We start from the raw sequence: 17,771 nt of genomic DNA, 5'->3' as shown, positions 1-17,771 counted from the left end.
GTAATAACCCATCAATACCGGCTACCACTCTTGCTAACAAAGAAGGAGTTGGAATAGCATCCTCCATAAATTTTGAGTTGATAGAAGTTTTCTTTGATTATAGTTTTTTAAATAAATCTTCAAATACAGTAGTATCTATATTGAAATTCATTAAATCATTTAATGATATACAACATCTCTTATTACATTTTTATTCGTTTGTTTTTTTTGTATCACCCATTAGTAAAGGGAAAGTATTAAGGAATCTGGATCTTCTTTCGATACTTACTCTTGTGGCATTCCATTCAGCTATAAGATCATTCGTTCCCTAGACAAGCTGCTAGAAGTTTAGAAAACAGACTACACTAAAGGAAATGTAGTCTGTTTTTAAAATAGTATTAGCTTGAAGGGCTATTAATACAAGAATTAAAAACCTTAAAGAAAAATGTTAAATTTCTACCTTGTACCGTTTGGCACGAAGTTTAAAGGCCTCTCTTCCACCTTCCATTATGTTGCAAATCACGTCTTTAATTCTCTGGTCTTCAATAGAACCTTCACAAAGAACTTCTATATCCTTGCTTTCGGAATTCATAGCTATCACCCATTCAGAGTCTCCATTAACTGGAATATTCGCATTATGGGTAACAGCTATTATCTGGCGTTTGTTTTTTGAATTAGCTAAACGATCTACAATTAGTTCATAAATAAGTTGGTTATCTAAATCATCCTCTGGTTGATCCAATAGAAGAGGAGAAGTTCCATAAGATAAAAGAAAGGTGAGTATTGCCGATGTCTTTTGGCCAGCTGAAGCGTTAGATATAGATTTAAACCCTGACGCATCATTTGCTTTGTATTGGACCTCAATTTTATCTTCTGGGTATAGAAGTCTAATCTTATCCATCTGTTCATCATTTAATCCTTGGATTAAGGTATTGAATCTCCTAGTAAACCTATTATCAGCTTCTCCCGTGTCTTTAAGAGAGGTTATTAACTCACTTAATTCTTGAATCTTCCGCTCCACCTGACCATTAAAAACGAAGGCATTAATAATCAGAAAATCATCTGTAAACTTATCTGGTCTTTGAAAAATCTTTCTTAATTCCGTTTCATAATTTTCGGAATCTCGAAATGGCTTAACCTCAATTTTTATATTCGGTGTATCCGCAAGTACAGTTTGTAGAAACTGTCTTCGAAGAGATGTGACCTGTTTTCTTAATTCCAGATAAGTGTCTGATATGCTTTTTAACTCTTCTGATAAAGCCTCTAATTCTTGTTCATCTTTTACAATATCCTCAAGTTCCCTTTCTTTATTGATTAATTGATTTGAAAGGGCTTCTATATTACCTAAGTCACTTAATTCTTCTTGGGTCAGTTCCTCTTGTAAGGATTTATATTCCTTTTTGGCTTCTTCGAAGTGTTGATTCCAACTAGAATTAACAATAGCCAAATCCAAGGATTCCTTTGTTTTAGATAAGGCTGTGTGTCCTTCCGCTAGTTTTATAATAACTTCTTGGAATTCAGTAGAGTTCCTGGCTAATATCATTTTTAGCTCTTCTGCTGCATCCGGTGTAAATTCATATGCATCAAAATCAAGGTAAGTGAATTCGTCGATAAATTCTCGAAGTCTAATTTCTTTCTGCTCTAGGTCATTGGTTACTTTTTGCAGAAGAGTATACTCAGCTTCAGCATCCTTCTGTTCTTTTAAAATGGTTTGATAGCCCTTTTCTTCAAACTCTAAAAGTCTTTCTTTAATATCATTTTTCTCTAAATCAATTCTTCCTTTTTTATAAATTCGATTTTGAAGGGTTCTTATTTTAGCAGATGTCACAAAATAGTTATCTTGAATCTCGACTATTGCATTCGAGAGTTGTTCTAATGAATCAATAGATTGGTCAATCTTCTCTCTAAGAGCATTAGGGCGTGTAGCAATGTGGTAGATTTGCTTTTGAGAATAAATTTCCGCACGAAATAGTTCTAAGATTGAATCAGTCGACTCTTCGAAAGCCCCATTGTCATTCAATTTATAATAAGTTTTTGAGAATTGATCTCCGTGAAAGCTGGAGTAGACAATTTTATATGTACGCCCCAATCTTTCTAAAAAGAGCTCTATTATCGTATCATTCGTGAAAATCCCTTTTTTTTCATCTTCTGCTCTAGGAGTTTCAAATTGTTTATAGAAATTTGTTTGTTCTTTGAGTAGTTCACTGAAATCAACAAGGTCATTATTATAGTCCAAAAGACCACGGATGATTCGATTTATAGCAGATTTGCCGGTCCCACGTCCACCTATAATTGTATTCAATTGAGAGTTAAATTGAATTTGGATAGGATTTTCCGAGTTTAAAACAGTTTTTTGTATCATTAAGCCTTTAATAAGTAGTTCTGGTTTAGTATAAGGGTTGGACTTATACTCAAAATCGTTCCTGATTTTCTGATGGGGCATTAATAAAGCGTGTCTCAGACTCTCCAAGGATACTTCTTCTTCCATTTTGATCCAAGTATATCTTTTCCCTATTCCCCAAAGCCCGTGGGTAGTTTCTTTTGGACCACTTGGATTATCTGAAAAAGTAAGAATCGCCTTGTTTTTTCGCTGCGATAACTTTACTGCGTTACTCCACTTTTTTATAAGTTCTTCATTAATGCTGGGATATCGTTCAGTAAGTGCTTCGATACGTTCTTGAGTGGAGTAATTTTCTTGTTTATATAGTTCTTCATTAACAACTTGAACACCATTGATATAAGATTTATCCAAGAACGTTTGCATTGTCTGGTAACTGGTCTCTGAGATGCCACTATACTCATCTATATGAGCTGGAATAACAAGGGCCCCACGCCTATTAGCCTTATCTGCAACGGTAAATAGAGTTTCCGTTTCATCTGTGGTTGCGTCTTGTTCAGCGAACTTATGGTCTTGAATTCCGCAATAATGAAGAAATTCATTTATGTCTCTTGAACGCTTATCCTTATCAAACAAGATTAATAGATGAACTTTAGATGTATCACAAGTAATCTCTACACCAGGAAAAACAGTTAAAGCTGTATCTTCGGCAGCCTCAATAATCTTATCGATGTTATTACCACTGTTATGGTCCGTAACAGCAACCACTTCTAATTCCTTATCCAAGCAAGCTTGGACCCATTCCTCTGCGGTTACTTCTTTATTAGTGAAACATTTACTTTCTGTTGTATGCAAATGCAAGTCACATTTATACCATCGATTTCCTCTAAAATCCATTCTATACCTCCGTTAGGTAAATAGGTTATTACCTTTTTTTCTAACATTAACCGATTGCTGTCTTCCTGTAGTTACCTTTATAGATCACTTCCACCTTTTACAAAAGTATTAGTTTCCATAATTATCTATTATACAACACTCGACACAATTCAATAAGGTGATTTGTTAATTCTATAAGAACCAGAGACGAGTTATCGCCGAATAACTTCCAATATTATGGTTGAATGATATAAAACCTACTTTTTAAAATTCAAACTAAAAATTATTTTGAGATATATCACACGGTAATATTTTCGAAACAAAAACAGAGCGAATTCTAAGTTGATTGTTCTGCTAATGTATAGACTTTATGCCTTTTATTGCTGCTAGTACTCCAAAACAGAAAAGTTCTTTAATTATAATAAATTTCTCTTTCAAGTACTTCCCTTAAACATCCATACCTATTTTAGAATGTTTTCTTTATTATTCAATAAAAAAAGACAGGTAATAGATACCCGTCTTTGTTATTCCTTTGGATCGTATTTATCATTTAACATATTCTTCAAAATTGGATAAGCTGTGCCCTTGTCTGATTGTTTTATGAAACATATAATAAGTTAATGTGTCCTTAACAGGCCAATTGGGTTTGAAACCAAATTGTTTATAATCTTTTATCCCTTTGTTAAATTTTTTAATTGAACCAAAGTAGTTTATTGTTTGTGGATTCATTTTTTGAATTTCATATAACCATTCGTTTTCAATAACATAATTCATAATAACATTATCGTAAGCATTATCGTCATTATCAACCCATTGTTGTGCGGTAACACCACTCTTATTTATACCTAGTGGGTTGAACGTAAAAACTCCATTAATTTTTATATTGTGAATAGCACCGCCAAATTTAAATTTAGTTGGTGCATTTAACCAGGTAGTGGAATTAATATCTAAATAAGTTTTAACAGCTAACCAGCCTCCTAAAGAATGACCGACAAAATACCATTTATAATCCCTATATTCAGGAAATTTATCATATAGATAATTAATATATAATTGCGATTGATAAGTTTGTCCTGGAACTTTAAAACCAAAGAGGTTTACAGCTGCATTTTTTGCGTCAAAATATTCATTTGTCCCTGCTAAGGCAATAAATAATTTATCACTGTTCTCTTGAACAACCGCCATCGCTTGAAAACCAGTTATGTTCAACTTAATCATTTTCGATGTGTCTTCAGCATTTGTAGAAAATGGATGCTTATTAAACATTTGTCCTAAATGGGTGTTATTTTTGACACCATCTATAATATTAAACTTTAATTCCCCCCCATATATATCCATACTTAATTTATTCAATTCTTGTTGAATAATTTTTTTGTGTTTTTCTTTGTTTCCTTTAATTTGGTAGGCTAAATCTGATAGCTTATAATATATGTAAATCGGATTGTCGTTCCAATTAATTAATAGAGAAGACACAAAAATTCCTCCTAAAATGGGATTTTCCAAACAATTTTATTCATCTGTTTTTATAAACAGACTTATATCTTCAATATAAACAATACAATACAATAACCCCATAAGAGGTTAACTTCTTTTAATGGTTCTTTGGACGACAATAAGCTTATATCATCATTCTCAAGGTGTATTTCAGCTCCTGTTAATGAATTAAAGCACTTGTTAGTCGAACAATCTCAAGAGAGTAGCCGTCACGCCTTCTCTAACTCCTTTTGTACACTCCCTGCTGCGAGAAAAAATGATAATCCGTTCCAAAGACATATTAATTAATTTATCTCATAGATAGTGGTAGTATTATTGATCCGCAAATGTCTATTCTTGAGCTAGTAGGTACAAAGTCATTGAGCTACTACTTTAAGTTCCGCATTGGATATCCAAATTCCTTCTTCAGCTATATTGCCCCGTTATTGGAACAAAAAAGCTGCCGCAGCAGCTCAATAAATGCCCATTAGCTTAATAAGGGTTTTCATTCTTATCAAATCTAATTAATGCATTCCCATTACTAAACTCTTTATCAACAAGATAAAAGTTTTGTAATTTTGCCTCCTCCCATATGGACTTTGGAATATGTTCTAATACTATAATTTGAAAGTCCATACTCAATTCATTATTTATATATGTAATGTAGTCGTTTAACAGCTGCATTGCAATTTTTATTTTTGACCGGTCCGTACTTAAAACATCTTTCCATTCTTTTAGTTCTTTTTTGTCCTCTTCTCCAAAATAAGGCCGACTTGGTTGGTCAAGTATTAACCAGTAAGGAACATATGGTGATTTTTGTCTTATAATTAACTCTTGCAAACCTAAAAAGAGACACAAATGTAAAAATAGGTGATTTGAACTACTCCCAACCTTACTAGGTAATAAAGCTTTTGGTGCTTTTAGCTTTAAACTTTTTTCCTTATATTGAAAAGCAGATTTGTATCCTTTATAGGTTGGAATAGCATCTGCACTCTGATCCAAATAATTTTGAATTACTTCGTCAAGAAGACGTAATATTGCCTCTTTTGTTTCTGTATAATCAATTACCTCTTTTTCTAATTCAGCTTTCAAAGACAATTTTGTTTCCAATTTATTTTTTTGTTGAATCTTGTCTTTAGAATCTTCCCATTGGGATTCATAAAGGGATAGTTTAGCTTTGAGCTCCCCAATAAACATTAATTTATCTATTTCATTCCTTGTTTTCATTTCGTTAATAGGAATATCATTAATTTGTGTATTTATTTTTTGAATACTTTTTTCATACTCTTTTATTTTGTTATCAATGTTAAAATCGAATGGGGGTTTACCTTCAATATTTTTCTTTATTTCATAATACTCCTCATTTAAAGCATTAATAATTAAATCGACCTCTGGTGATCCTAGAAGTTTATAGTATGCCTCTTTAATGGCTACCACTGGTTTTAAACTATCTAGATTAACAGCTTCAAGCTTTCTATACTCCTGGTATTCTTTTTTGAATCTCTTTAAATTTCTTACTTTTCTTATTAGTGTATTCTTATCTATCTTTAACTTATTAATTTTATCTAAATTTATATCAATGTTTTCTTCCTTATAACTATTAGTTATTTCTTTTAATTTCGAAAAGGCTTCATCGAATTCAAAAGACTTGTATTCTAATAAGTTATAGTTTTGGGCTTTTTGTACTAACGAGATAATATTATCATTGAAAACATTAATTTCTTTATCAAAAACCAGCTGCTTTCTTTTTAAAGAGTTAATATCTTTGCTTAAATTTGCTATTTTTTCTTTTAGACTTAGGTTTTCTTCAGTTTCTATTCCTACCGCTAAATCAAAAATTCTAGTTAGAGCTTCCCTATATTTGTCGTTATTTTGCTTATCAAAGAATACTTCACTATGCGTAATTACATCACCAGATTGTGTATTAAACATAAAAAAATATCTTGGGGAAATTTTACTTCCCAGTGATATTTTGTTTCCACCAAACGAAAAAACGGTTTTATCGGTAATGCTAAATTCTTTATCTATAATTTTTTTAATATCTTTTTCCTGCATATTACTTTCAGGAATTTCTGGTATATCTCCTAATGATGAAAAGTAATACTCAGAAGACAGTTTCCTTTGATTTATTGTGCCTCGTGCAATAGTATATACTTTATCATTGATAGTAAATTTGATACCATACCAATTTACATTTTCATTAATTTTTTCCTCAGTTATATCAATTCTACTAGCAAAAAAGCAATAATCAATAATACTAATGATTTCTGATTTACCAGTTCCACTTTCACCGGTAATAACATTTACCTTATTGTTTTTAAAGTTTAATTCTCGTATATTACCGTTTTTTAGCCACAGTATAAGTTTATTAATATGAAATCTCATAATTTCACCCTTAGTTGAAGGTATAAATTTTCGACTTTATCCTCTAGTAATTTTGCAACTTTATATGACACATTAATTATCTGAAAAGCTCTTTTACCTATTTCCTCTTTTTCATAACTAGGAATAAAATCTCTTTCACCTAGTAGTTCGATTTTTCCATCTGGGTTTATAGTTAAAAAGTTAAGTGCATTTAATATTAAAATCGAATTAACAGAAACTTGTAACAGTGAGTAGAAACGTTCATTAAAGTTTGATAATAAATCTGGTTTCCTTAAAATAAGTTGTTCAATACTCTTTACATCAACATTAGACCTACCCATATAACTCAATAAATCGTTTTGAAATACCATAGGAAGTATTAAAAGTGCTTTTGCTGAACTTATAGATTTCATATGCTTTGTAACTGAATATATTCCAATGCATCCTATTATTTCGTTATTATAGAGATTAACATAGTTGTTATTAAAATGGGATACTTCTCCATTAATCCAAGCTTCCGAATTACTCATTTAAGTACCTTTCTTTCCATCTAATATCCCATCCAAGAGCCGGAATATCAGATAATAGATAAAACTGTCCATTACTCATACTAGTATTTAGCGAGGTCTCATCTATTGAGAGATTTAATTTTAATGCTTCAAAATAACATTGACTCGCTAAGTCCAACAATTCATCCTGATCAATTTGTTCGATTGGCATTCGACGAAGTTTCCTTTTTAACTTATTGTAAATGCTCCCAAAAATATTTGTCCATATTAGTATTGTTTCCTCATCAAATTGTCGTATTACGTCTTCAGTAATTTCATCCTGTTGAAGCCAACGGAATAGATTATTGTGCATTTCATACTTACTTGTAAAAACACTAATCAAGCTGTCTTCAAAATCGTTATCTAGCTGGCTTATAATTTCTATATCAATTAATTGTTTAATAAAAGTATATTTTTCTGGATTTTTAGGTAAGGACACTTTTTTATCACCTAAAATAATAGGTAATTTTATACTTCTTCCCCATTCAAAGAATCTAGTAAAATGTTTATCATACTCATCAAAAGTGAATAATACCTTTCTACGAGCCTTGACATCATCATAAATTAAAGTTTTTAAGTGAGAATCTATCGAAGCAAACACATCATCAATACGCGAATGTTTTACATTTTTCTCTTTAATCCGTAATTTAATACATTGGATTAAATCATCCTTATTATGCTCTATTCTCAATTTATTTAAAAATTGTTGTAGCCATTCTTCCGCCTGACTTTCTAGTGTAGAGATGTATTTGTCAACTTTAGGAGTATCCTTGCCAGTTTTAGGACTACTAAGTATTTTTAAGTATGATTTCAAATCCCCCACAGTCAGCTTACCATTTTGATACTCAGCCAGTTTTTTTATAAACTGATTTGATGTAGAGTTAGATTTATTAGTTACCAATTGAAATTCAGTTTTATCGATAAAATTTATTTGTGCCTCTAAAGATGTCCTCTTTTCAACTGGATCATTAATAATTTTTATCCAATTCGAAATCGTTTTCCATATATCTTCATCTTTTTCTGTTAAGTTAACTATGCCCCCGTCTGCCCTCGTTTCAATTGAGTGCTTTAACTGTATTAGAATTTGTTCTCCATCTGGTTTATCGATATGCACATCATCTTTAACCTCATAACCTACTATTTGCCCAGTTTTTAACTGTAACAATTGATATAAAAAATAATAATATTGATAATCAAAACCGATTGATTTTGAATCCGCTGATGTTTTTTCTTGAACCGTCATTTGTTTTTCCGACACTAATGACACTCCTTTTAATACGAAGGTAATTGTCTATTAACCCATAGATTACATTAAATTACAATAATATACAATAAAATATAGGTGTAATAAATTTATTTATCTAGCCAAAACGAATATGATAAGTTCTTATATATACTAGGTAGTTTCGTACTTTCTAACGCTTCATCAAATAGGATTGATTGATAGAAATCAATTTTCTCCATTGGCCGGTCATATAAAGATTTCTTTTTTGTTTCAGTTCGTCTATCGACTTTAACCTCCACTCCATATTCCTTGAAGCTCCTATATACTTCTTCATTAATTTATCATTTGAGTTTCTAAAGCCTTCAATTATATCTTTAAATTCTTCATCAACCTCATTTTTAATATCCCAGCATTTTTCTTTAAATTCTTCTACCAACCTTTCCTTTTTTTGGTTTTCATTTTATATTTTTCAGATAAATCTCTAACTGCTTCTTTATATATTTTTGAATTTCACTTTCAAATCATCAACCTAAGTTTGATGATCAACGGAATCCTTACCCAAAGTACAAAAGTAGACATCTTTCCATTCTTACACTCAATTGAGCAGCTCGGAAAATCTTCCTCTTTTCCTCAGATATAGTTGTTTTACCGGCTCCATTGGTTCCGTATATGAAATTTAATTTTCCAGGACTTTCTAACGTGCTCCCTACATCATTATAAGTTGCAATACTCTTCAGATTATTTCTGTATTTTATAAGCAAACTTCTTAATACCCTTATGAGATTCTTAATCTTTTATCAACTATGACTATTATAAAAAAATTCCATACTTTTTCTTTAGAACCTTGTTTTTTTAAAGTTTTAACGAATATAATTCGTTTGTAAAAATTCAAGACAAGAAAATTGTAAATAATTAGACGAATAAGATAGTTTCTTAATCCCACTGATTATTTTCCTACTTATTAAATTTAAACAAAGGAAGAGTACTCAATTGAAAGTTATTCGTTGTTACGCTTCAGCAGAAAATGCAGCACAAATGGTCATCCAGGTTCTCCTAGCAGCAGAACTAGATGGCTTAATAAATACTACCAGCAAAAAGTAAATAAAGAACTTCCTAATCAGAGTAAAGGTCGTGAGAGTGCTTGATTTTTAAAAATTCAACCAAAGAGATATTCATAAGTACGTTACATCCCGATCAGCCTACAGCCTTAGTTGAGAAAATTAAGAAGCTTGAATTAGAAGGGCATTTGTCACCATTCCTTGTTCATAGTTTCCTAGAACATCTACAAAGGAGCGACGATTATGAAAGAAAAGGAGCGTGAGGATTTTCCTGGACAGGAAAAGGGGATAATTAAAATTTTCATCAAGAATTCAGTGGAAGAAGAATCTGTTCAATTACGATTTGAATTAGATTCGGAGGAACGTAATTCCAATACATAAGGAGATAAATGATTACATTTTGTATAAAATATACCTCCTAACGTCAATGCTGAAAAACGGAGGTGTACATTTATGCGTAGAAAAATTAATTTACATACCGGATCAGATGTTAATTCTGTTACGGATGTATGGTTTGAACATCTTATTCAACGGATCATTGTAGAGCAATTAGATATTCCTTATCGTCTTAAAGCTAAATTGCTCCATCAAACATTACTAAAAAAAAGTGAGGGTAAGTAAATTGCTACAAAATAAATATAAAGTTTTTTTTAGGAGAGTAAGTTCAATTAGTCAAGATTTAGCTATGCAACAATCTGCGGATGCAATATACCGTAAACAATATCTTTCCAAAGAGATTGTCATTATTGATGAGAACGCAATTTCTGCTAACAAATTATCAATGGTAAATCGGCCAAATATGATGAAAATCATCCATATGATTGAAAATAACCAAGTTGATATAATTTATGCTTTTGACCGAACACGTTTATTCCGTGACTTTTATGAAGCAAATTATTTCGTCTCGTTATGTAGAAAGAAAGAAGTTCAAATTATCTATACTTCTACCGGTAATGGTCATCAACAGTCCACAGGTAACATTCTCTTAGAGGGAGTAATGAACATTGTAGGAGATTTTGAAGGGAAAAATATCGCTAGAAGATCGGAGGAAGCAAGAAGAAGATATCCGGCTCAAAAGTTAGGCTATGTTAAAGATAAACAAACAAAACAATTTCATAAGGATCCAATAAAAAAAGAGACCCTTATTCATTTCTTCTTAGATCTCTCAAAAGTACAAACATATATCGAGTTGGAAAAGTTATTGAAGACCTATCAAAAAAAACTTGGAACAAAAAAAACTCAACTCCTTAGGGTAGCCAGGGATCCATTTTATGCCGGTTTTGATCTTAGCAAAGGAAAAAATAAACTGAGTCACGTTGAGCCCTACCTAACTTTAAGTGAATTTAGTGATTTACAAGATAAAAATGCGATTGTAGAAAAGTATTTGGAGAAGGATCAACACCTTCAAGAACAAAATATTTTCCAAGTTTACTGCGGAATCTGCGGAAAATCACTTATTTTTCATTGGGATATAGTAAAAGGAGCTGCTTGGTATTCTTGTGCAAGAAAGCATCCAAAAATTCAAATCTTGACGGATAGTCTTACTTCTATTATTGATTGCACCCTTGAACAGATTGTTAACCATCTTGACATAGATCGGCTATTGTTTGATTCATCGTTTTATTTTCGGAATATTAGACAATCATTTATACATAATCTTGACATTCTTAAAAAAGATAAGAATCAAATTCTTCAGAATATCATTATGGAGGATGATAACTTACAGAATTGGCGAAAGCATCCGCTTTACGAAGAGCTTTCTATTTTAGAAGAAAAACAGGAGCAGTTATCAGCTGAAACTCTTGCCAAAGAAGAACTCTTATTAGCTAATAAGCAGCTATCAAAGCTGGTAAAGGAATATCTAAATAGTACACGTACTACAAATTCATTTTTTCTTAGTTCATTACTCATTCAAAACCTATCCATTCATCCAAACGAGGTAAATATTGAAGTCAACAAATTTGATTATATTCAAGATATTCAAACTCATTTTATATTTGAAGGAGATGAATTTCAATGAGGTTAGCCTTTGGCTATATCCGGCGTTCTTCCTATAAACAACAAAAAAATAATAGTGTAGAAATTCAAAAACAACATATTCTTGAATTTGCGAAACGGAACCAACTCAATGTACCAGATGAATTTATCTTTATTGAAGATGTTACGAGTGCATTCTCCAAACGAGCCAACCAACGTAAAGAACTAATGCGAGTTGGACAAAAAATGCTTGAAATGCAGGTGCCAATTCTCATTTTTTACGATGTATCTCGAATGGATCGGACAGGCTACTCATTTACCATTGACTTTTATCGACCTATGCTTGAAAAATTACCAAATCTTGAGGTCTATACAACGGAATCCAATAAGCCAATAAACCCTGAAAATATGAATATGAAAATCAATTTTCTCTTGCAACAATATGAATCAGTACTTAAGTCAGAACGAGCGATAGGTAGTTTAACTACTGATTTGGAACAGGAAACCAAAATACGTCCCGGTTCTCGAACTCCATTCGGTTATAACCAAATAAATAAGCAGTTGACTCCAAACGAAAATGCTGAAATTGTCTCGTTTATCTTCTTTTTATATAGCTGGGGGCAATCTTTAAAAAAGATTGCTTTTCTGTTAAATGAAGCAAATATCCCTTCACCTAAAGGTAAGGAATGGCGTTCTAGTACCATTGAAAACATTTTGAAAAACCCTGTTTACACGGGAGATTTAAATTGGAACGTTCATAAAGGAGAAGAAGGTCCAAAAAAATTTTTGTTTAAGGAGACTCACGATCCAATTATTAATGAATTTCAGCTTCTATTTCATAAACAGAACAAACACCTTTTGGAGTCATTTGGACGTTTTGATACACCTTTTTTATTTCTTAACAAAATCAAATGTTGCAATTGCCAAAAGATCTTAGTCACACAAAATGGTTCAACCAAACGCAATGGGATGTCTTACCAATACCATTACTATGTTTGTAAGATTTGTCATTACAAAGTTAACACAGATGAAGTGCACGAAAAGCTTTTCCCCAACATCTTAAAACGTGTTCAACAGCTTATTTCAACAGAACAAACAAAACTACAAACTATTCAATACTTAAATCAAATGACCAACACTATGGAAGAACTCATCTCGAAGGTAGGAAATATGATCGAAGTATTCACTAAAAAGTTAACAATCGCAAAAGACAATGGTGATCGTGAATTAGAACTTCAAATAGCAGAATTTCTTGAAAGCCACCGGCATACATTACGTCAATATCTTGAGTGCCTTGAATATATAAATGAATCTTATCAATCTGTAATGAGCGATCAATTCTTTACTCATTTTAGTGACATTTTGTTGTATCAACTAGGTGATTCAGAAAAAAGACTTATTCTTTTATATTTTGTTGACTATATCCTTTTATCACCGGAGTATCACACACAAATTCAGTATAAGACCAATATATTTAATGACTTATTACCATTTTCAAATGGATTAATTACCGAACAATAAGTTCACTAATTGGATATAAAACCGAACATCAGATATCTGTACCTACTTCAAATGGAAAGACGTGAGGTAACCCCCCTTGTTATGAGGTGCTTCTTCTGGATCTCGTTCGGTAATATGTCCATATTGGGATACCAATTCGGATGCTTTACCGAAAAATTATTATTAGTATGGACAAACTACCGAAAATTATACATCCCCCGAAAGTGTACATTTACTAATACTTTATATCCTTTTACTGCTCGACTTATTTTAACCGGTAAATATTTACCGATTGTTCCAGTATAGGTTGAAACAACAAATAACTTCCTTCTTTATTTGCCTTTATAGGTAAAGCTCTTATTGGATAAAATTTCGAGATCCATTGGTATGTTATCGATTACGAGTCAACCTAATTCGATTACCAGACAGGGTTGGCATAGTAAGTTGATTTGCGAGAAAAGCCCCCTTTCCGACACCAGGTGGTTTTTCTGAACCAAGAGGCAAAATACCTTTTTTAAGGGTTTTAACCCATTTAGTTGTTTTAAACGCAATAACCAAAGCAATATCCTCCGCTAAATTACAAAATACAAGTGAATCAGTTTATGAATTTCGCACGACCTACAGATTAAGGAACTAAACACATTGAAGAATTCATCAAAAATGACTATGAAATTCAATCTCCCGAAGATATTTGGTGGTTATTATTAACATCTGTGAATTAAGAAGTGATAAATGAGGTAATATATATAAAACACTGGAATTGATTAAAAATGGAGGTGATGGCCTTTTGTCTAAAGTTCTAAATACTTGGCAAGGTATGACTAAAGAAGAGGCTGAGAAGTATTGGAAAGAAGGCATCGGCTTTGAAATGGCCCATTACGATTCCAATATGAAAATGGATAAAGAAATTGACACTAAAGAGAAGCTATTGAAGAATTTGATTATTTCAGGCAAGCATACTAAAGATGAAATGAAAGACTTGATTGACTTGCCGGCTTCAGCTTTTGAAATTATTTATGCCAGAAACAAAAAGTAAGGACTTCTGTTAATCTTATTATAAAAACTCTATATTATAAAGCTCTTGAAGAGCTTTATTATTTATTTAAAACTAAATTATATTTACTTTTAATCTTCTACAATCACACTAATAACCTCATCAAACTGAATATACTCAAAGGAACTATCTTTCTTCTGAATACGTAACTCTTTCGTAACAGGTTGTATGTACACACAATACCCGTGCATTTCTTGTAGATTTCCCTCATTATGCAATGTAAAAGTTATCGGTAAATGATATTCCATTGCATAATGAATGCTGTTTTCAAACTCTTCAACCTGGTATTCATCAAGGACAGGTTTTTTATTTAAGAAATTATCTTCTTCACCCATTTTTTTATTCAAGGCCTTATGTTCAGGTAACATCAACGCTGCTTGCCATTTAATAATCCCCCTATCACGAATTGTACCCATTAGAAAGATCCCTCCTTTTTATTCATTATACACGAACAAGAGTTCTTATAAAAGCCAAAAAAATTCCTCTTTCCCTAAATAAGTTCAGGCTTAAGATGTTTTATTATATAAAAGGCTTTATTGATTATTGAACAATTAAAAGAGACCACTTATTGTGGTCTCCTTTCTTACCTTATGGAACTAACGCACCTTTTAGTTGATCAACAAAATAATTGATTACTATATGTACCCATACTCTAACGGTTTCCAATTTGGGTCCTTTTTATCGGACTTATTAGGAGGTCTGACATTCTTCATAAACTCTTTTTCAGAAACTCCAAAGTTTATAAAATTTTGTTGTGCTACTACTAAGGAAACATTATTTGCTCCTTCCTCATTAGGATATATATATTGGTAATTATCATCTTCCTAATCCATCTTTTTCAAGGGAAACATTTAATTAAATAATGTTTTCTTACTTAAATGTTATTACTAACACTTATTCTTATTTCAAATATACTATAAATATATTATTGTTTTGTTAAGCTATCGCTCCTTTAGCTCCGTAAGAAAAAGAGCGGGTAAAGTAATTCCCTTATAGAAGTTAAGCACCATTTACTTTAAGTACACTCTTACACAATCTTTTACCGAGATTAAAAAATCCGTCCTAAAATACGTATCGAACAGCGATTCCAAAATATATGTTAGAGTCTGGAACAAGTTTAAAAAATTTAGGATAACAGAAAATTGCTGATAATAATGGTACTGATCTCATTATGAGCCATCCTAATAAACTATCAAATCCTTAGCAACTTTCTTAATCCACTTTTATTTTTAACATTATCTAAAAGCAAATGAGATAGCTTCCCTAACATTTCGGTTAATTCGATTTCAAATTCAATGGTGTTATCATCCGTTCCTGTAAATGCGTGCACAAGTTCGTGTATAAGTGTGCCGGCAAATGCTTGTATACTGCTCAGTTGGCTTCGTTTAATAAGAATTCGTTTATTGGATTCGTCCCATAAACCCAAGGCGTCTCCACTACTATAATTATCCGGCCGCATCGTTTCAGTAATCACTATACTCTTCAGAACACCCTTTTTGTTGGGGAACCAACCCACAATGGTATCTTTATAAGCGAATATTTCTTTCTCTTTTTTGCTCAAATTTTTAACATCCACAATTTGAAACTCGAAATTTTCATTCCATTCTACCGCATAGGTTTCTAAATTTCTAAAAGTATTTCCATTTAAATCTTTATTACTCTGTAATTTGCTAGCCAGGTTGTCAGGGATAGTAACAATTCGCATTCCTTCATCTTTTGCATAACTGAGGTATTTGCCTCCATCCATCAAATCATATGCTGTTAAAAACATTACTTTTTCCTGACTGTTTAATATTTTACAAGCGTGTAGCTGAACGTCAACCCATTGCAATTCGTCGTGAGCATTTCCCGTTTGGATCCTTTGCAAATCATCGACTAATTTCCCCGCAGAAACCGGACTGGAGCATTCTAATAAAATCGATTTCACTCGATCAGAGTACGCACTTCTTCCTACATTTGTCCGCTCTCTATTTAGGGACTGGAGCAGCTTCTTCGTCATAGAGGTAATATTATAAGAAAACAACCAATTATCTTCTTCTGCTACACATATTCCGTTCACATAAATTCTAGCCGGTTTCTCTTTATTTTCGATGAGAGAACCATACTTTGTTTCTTCTATAACTTTCTCTCCTGAATACAATAAAAAGAAATCTTTGGCCTTTTCAATATCATCATCCTCAAGCCCCATAAATATAAAATCTGTTCCTATTGCGTTTGGGATGGATGGTTCATTAACAATAGCGTGTAGGGTAACTACATCATCAAAATCACCTTTAGGTAACTTTTTGATCGTAATATCACTGAATTTAGATTGAATGATGATCTCTATTTTTCTTCTATCGAACGTAGCCAGAGCATCTTTTAATCCGACTCCAAACTTCCCTATTACTTTATTAGGGTTTTGGGTTTTCTCTATATTTTCATTTTGAGTTAAATGCTCATACTTTAAACCTCTTCCAAAGTCTTTGATATGCCACTTACCTTCTTCATCTTTGAAAATAATGGGTTCCTCAGTTCCGGACAGATTCGATTCATCTAAAGCATTTGCAATGATCTCCCGCAATGCGTGCGGAACGGTCCAGTGCTCCAAAACCTTTTCAATATTTAGGTCGAATTTTTTCATTGGTATAGGACCCCCTTTATAAAAAATAGATAAATTTGTGTTTAATTGAATTTTAAACCATTTTAATAAATAAATAAAAAGAATCTTTTTAATTGTATGTATACATCTTTATGCCCATATTTGAATTGCATACCTAGTATTGAAAAAACGGTAAAGTCCCTTATAAGATATTTTGTTATTGAATGAAGGTTTTATTATGTTTAGTGCATTAAAAAAGAGCAACTCATAATAAAATTGCTCTTCATTCCACTATCTTGGCTATTCGAACAGCTCTTTGAGATGTACTTGTTAGTTCAACAATAGGTGATTGGGATTACAGTGATTCTAATCCTCCAATTTTAAATATTCTTGAAATTCTTAGAATGAAATTCATTTTTTTGTGTATTGCTTTAACTGACTCTTCTATATCTTCCACATCATCGTTGTCAACAGTATGGAAGTTGATGTCTATCCCCCCACCATCCTTTAGAGCTTTAATAACCATAGTAAATTGTTTACCTAAATCCTGATCATTCACTAACGACTCCCACTCATAATCATTAATTTGAGTGTTTCTTTGAGATCTAAACCTTCCTTCAAATAAATTGCTTATCAATTTTTTTACTTCCTTCCCTATCTCTTCTGTTTCTATCCTGAATTGTTCGCTCATTTCCTATCCTCCCTTTTATAACTTAACTACATATATTAGATTCGAGAGGTTAGTGTTTTAGAACAAACAAATTAGTTTATCTAAAAGGACATCATTCAATCAATACC

15 protein-coding genes and 1 pseudogene are annotated in these 17,771 nt (G+C 31.9%); 5 read left to right on the top strand and 11 right to left on the bottom strand.

What is annotated here, in order from left to right; genetic code table 11:
• Positions 1-427: 427 nt before the first annotated feature.
• The 6 genes from V3595_RS10820 to V3595_RS10795 all read right to left on the bottom strand — a co-directional run bounded on the left by V3595_RS10820 (position 428) and on the right by V3595_RS10795 (position 9,239).
• The gene (locus V3595_RS10820; RefSeq protein ID WP_485907164.1) at positions 428-3,214 is read right to left on the bottom strand and encodes a TrlF family AAA-like ATPase; all 2,787 of its coding nucleotides are present in this window, start codon (positions 3,212-3,214) and stop codon (positions 428-430) included.
• Between the two features lie 525 nt (positions 3,215-3,739).
• Positions 3,740-4,666, bottom strand: coding sequence for a hypothetical protein (locus tag V3595_RS10815; protein ID WP_485907162.1), 927 nt, complete (start codon positions 4,664-4,666; stop codon positions 3,740-3,742).
• A gap of 492 nt (positions 4,667-5,158) precedes the next feature.
• On the bottom strand, positions 5,159-7,051 hold the full coding sequence (locus V3595_RS10810; protein WP_485907160.1) for a DUF3732 domain-containing protein: 1,893 nt from the start codon (positions 7,049-7,051) through the stop codon (positions 5,159-5,161).
• A complete protein-coding gene (locus tag V3595_RS10805; RefSeq protein WP_485907158.1) occupies positions 7,048-7,560 on the bottom strand; it encodes a three component ABC system middle component in 513 nt (170 codons plus the stop codon). Before V3595_RS10805 ends, V3595_RS10810 begins: the two co-directional genes overlap by 4 nt.
• Positions 7,553-8,836: a hypothetical protein gene (locus tag V3595_RS10800; RefSeq protein WP_485907156.1), complete on the bottom strand. Its 1,284-nt coding sequence runs from the start codon at positions 8,834-8,836 to the stop codon at positions 7,553-7,555. Before V3595_RS10800 ends, V3595_RS10805 begins: the two co-directional genes overlap by 8 nt.
• Positions 8,837-8,993: 157 nt before the next feature.
• The gene (locus tag V3595_RS10795; protein WP_485907154.1) at positions 8,994-9,239 is read right to left on the bottom strand and encodes a hypothetical protein; all 246 of its coding nucleotides are present in this window, start codon (positions 9,237-9,239) and stop codon (positions 8,994-8,996) included.
• Between the two features lie 865 nt (positions 9,240-10,104).
• On the opposite strand from V3595_RS10795, the gene V3595_RS10790 reads away from it, so the two are divergent.
• From V3595_RS10790 to V3595_RS10775, 4 genes are all read left to right on the top strand, one after another.
• The gene (locus V3595_RS10790) at positions 10,105-10,242 is read left to right on the top strand and encodes a hypothetical protein (RefSeq protein ID WP_387548570.1); all 138 of its coding nucleotides are present in this window, start codon (positions 10,105-10,107) and stop codon (positions 10,240-10,242) included.
• 72 nt (positions 10,243-10,314) lie between these two features.
• Positions 10,315-10,482 carry a hypothetical protein gene (locus V3595_RS10785; RefSeq protein ID WP_353871899.1) on the top strand — a complete coding sequence of 56 codons (168 nt, stop codon included), beginning with the start codon at positions 10,315-10,317 and terminating at the stop codon, positions 10,480-10,482.
• A gap of 1 nt (position 10,483) precedes the next feature.
• A complete protein-coding gene (locus V3595_RS10780) occupies positions 10,484-11,881 on the top strand; it encodes a recombinase family protein (RefSeq protein WP_485907151.1) in 1,398 nt (465 codons plus the stop codon).
• Positions 11,878-13,359, top strand: coding sequence for a recombinase family protein (locus V3595_RS10775; protein WP_485907149.1), 1,482 nt, complete (start codon positions 11,878-11,880; stop codon positions 13,357-13,359). The genes V3595_RS10780 and V3595_RS10775 overlap by 4 nt, the downstream gene beginning before the upstream one ends.
• 369 nt (positions 13,360-13,728) lie before the next feature.
• Here the strand turns inward: V3595_RS10775 and V3595_RS10770 are convergent, their stop codons facing one another.
• Positions 13,729-13,896: a hypothetical protein gene (locus tag V3595_RS10770; RefSeq protein WP_485907147.1), complete on the bottom strand. Its 168-nt coding sequence runs from the start codon at positions 13,894-13,896 to the stop codon at positions 13,729-13,731.
• A gap of 229 nt (positions 13,897-14,125) precedes the next feature.
• Between V3595_RS10770 and V3595_RS10765 the strand changes: the two genes are divergently transcribed.
• Entirely contained in the window at positions 14,126-14,374 is a 249-nt protein-coding gene (locus V3595_RS10765; RefSeq protein WP_485907145.1) for a hypothetical protein, read from the top strand.
• A gap of 89 nt (positions 14,375-14,463) precedes the next feature.
• Here the strand turns inward: V3595_RS10765 and V3595_RS10760 are convergent, their stop codons facing one another.
• The 4 genes and pseudogenes from V3595_RS10760 to V3595_RS10745 all read right to left on the bottom strand — a co-directional run bounded on the left by V3595_RS10760 (position 14,464) and on the right by V3595_RS10745 (position 17,664).
• Positions 14,464-14,808, bottom strand: coding sequence for a YolD-like family protein (locus tag V3595_RS10760; protein ID WP_485907143.1), 345 nt, complete (start codon positions 14,806-14,808; stop codon positions 14,464-14,466).
• A 219-nt stretch (positions 14,809-15,027) separates the two neighbouring features.
• Positions 15,028-15,204: pseudogene (locus tag V3595_RS10755) on the bottom strand (CPCC family cysteine-rich protein); the annotation flags it as partial.
• A 380-nt stretch (positions 15,205-15,584) separates the two neighbouring features.
• Positions 15,585-17,015 carry an ATP-binding protein gene (locus tag V3595_RS10750; protein ID WP_485907141.1) on the bottom strand — a complete coding sequence of 477 codons (1,431 nt, stop codon included), beginning with the start codon at positions 17,013-17,015 and terminating at the stop codon, positions 15,585-15,587.
• A 313-nt stretch (positions 17,016-17,328) separates the two neighbouring features.
• Positions 17,329-17,664 (bottom strand): hypothetical protein, encoded by a 336-nt coding sequence (locus V3595_RS10745; RefSeq protein ID WP_485907140.1) that lies wholly within the window; start codon positions 17,662-17,664, stop codon positions 17,329-17,331.
• Positions 17,665-17,771: the final 107 nt, after the last annotated feature.

This window comes from Bacillus sp. CFBP9009, from assembly GCF_036541465.1.
Taxonomy (GTDB): Bacteria; Bacillota; Bacilli; order Bacillales; family DSM-1321; genus Peribacillus.
This window is presented reverse-complemented; position numbering and strand designations above follow the sequence as displayed.

Excerpts from the sequence above, each read along its gene's own strand:
- V3595_RS10820 (WP_485907164.1), bottom strand. The coding sequence starts at position 3,214 with ATGGATTTTAGAGGAAATCGATGGTATAAATGTGACTTGCATTTGCAT.
- V3595_RS10810 (WP_485907160.1), bottom strand. The coding sequence starts at position 7,051 with ATGAGATTTCATATTAATAAACTTATACTGTGGCTAAAAAACGGTAAT.
- V3595_RS10750 (WP_485907141.1), bottom strand. The coding sequence starts at position 17,015 with ATGAAAAAATTCGACCTAAATATTGAAAAGGTTTTGGAGCACTGGACC.
- V3595_RS10760 (WP_485907143.1), bottom strand. The coding sequence starts at position 14,808 with ATGGGTACAATTCGTGATAGGGGGATTATTAAATGGCAAGCAGCGTTG.
- V3595_RS10775 (WP_485907149.1), top strand. The coding sequence starts at position 11,878 with ATGAGGTTAGCCTTTGGCTATATCCGGCGTTCTTCCTATAAACAACAA.
- V3595_RS10745 (WP_485907140.1), bottom strand. The coding sequence starts at position 17,664 with ATGAGCGAACAATTCAGGATAGAAACAGAAGAGATAGGGAAGGAAGTA.
- V3595_RS10805 (WP_485907158.1), bottom strand. The coding sequence starts at position 7,560 with ATGAGTAATTCGGAAGCTTGGATTAATGGAGAAGTATCCCATTTTAAT.
- V3595_RS10785 (WP_353871899.1), top strand. The coding sequence starts at position 10,315 with ATGCGTAGAAAAATTAATTTACATACCGGATCAGATGTTAATTCTGTT.
- V3595_RS10790 (WP_387548570.1), top strand. The coding sequence starts at position 10,105 with ATGAAAGAAAAGGAGCGTGAGGATTTTCCTGGACAGGAAAAGGGGATA.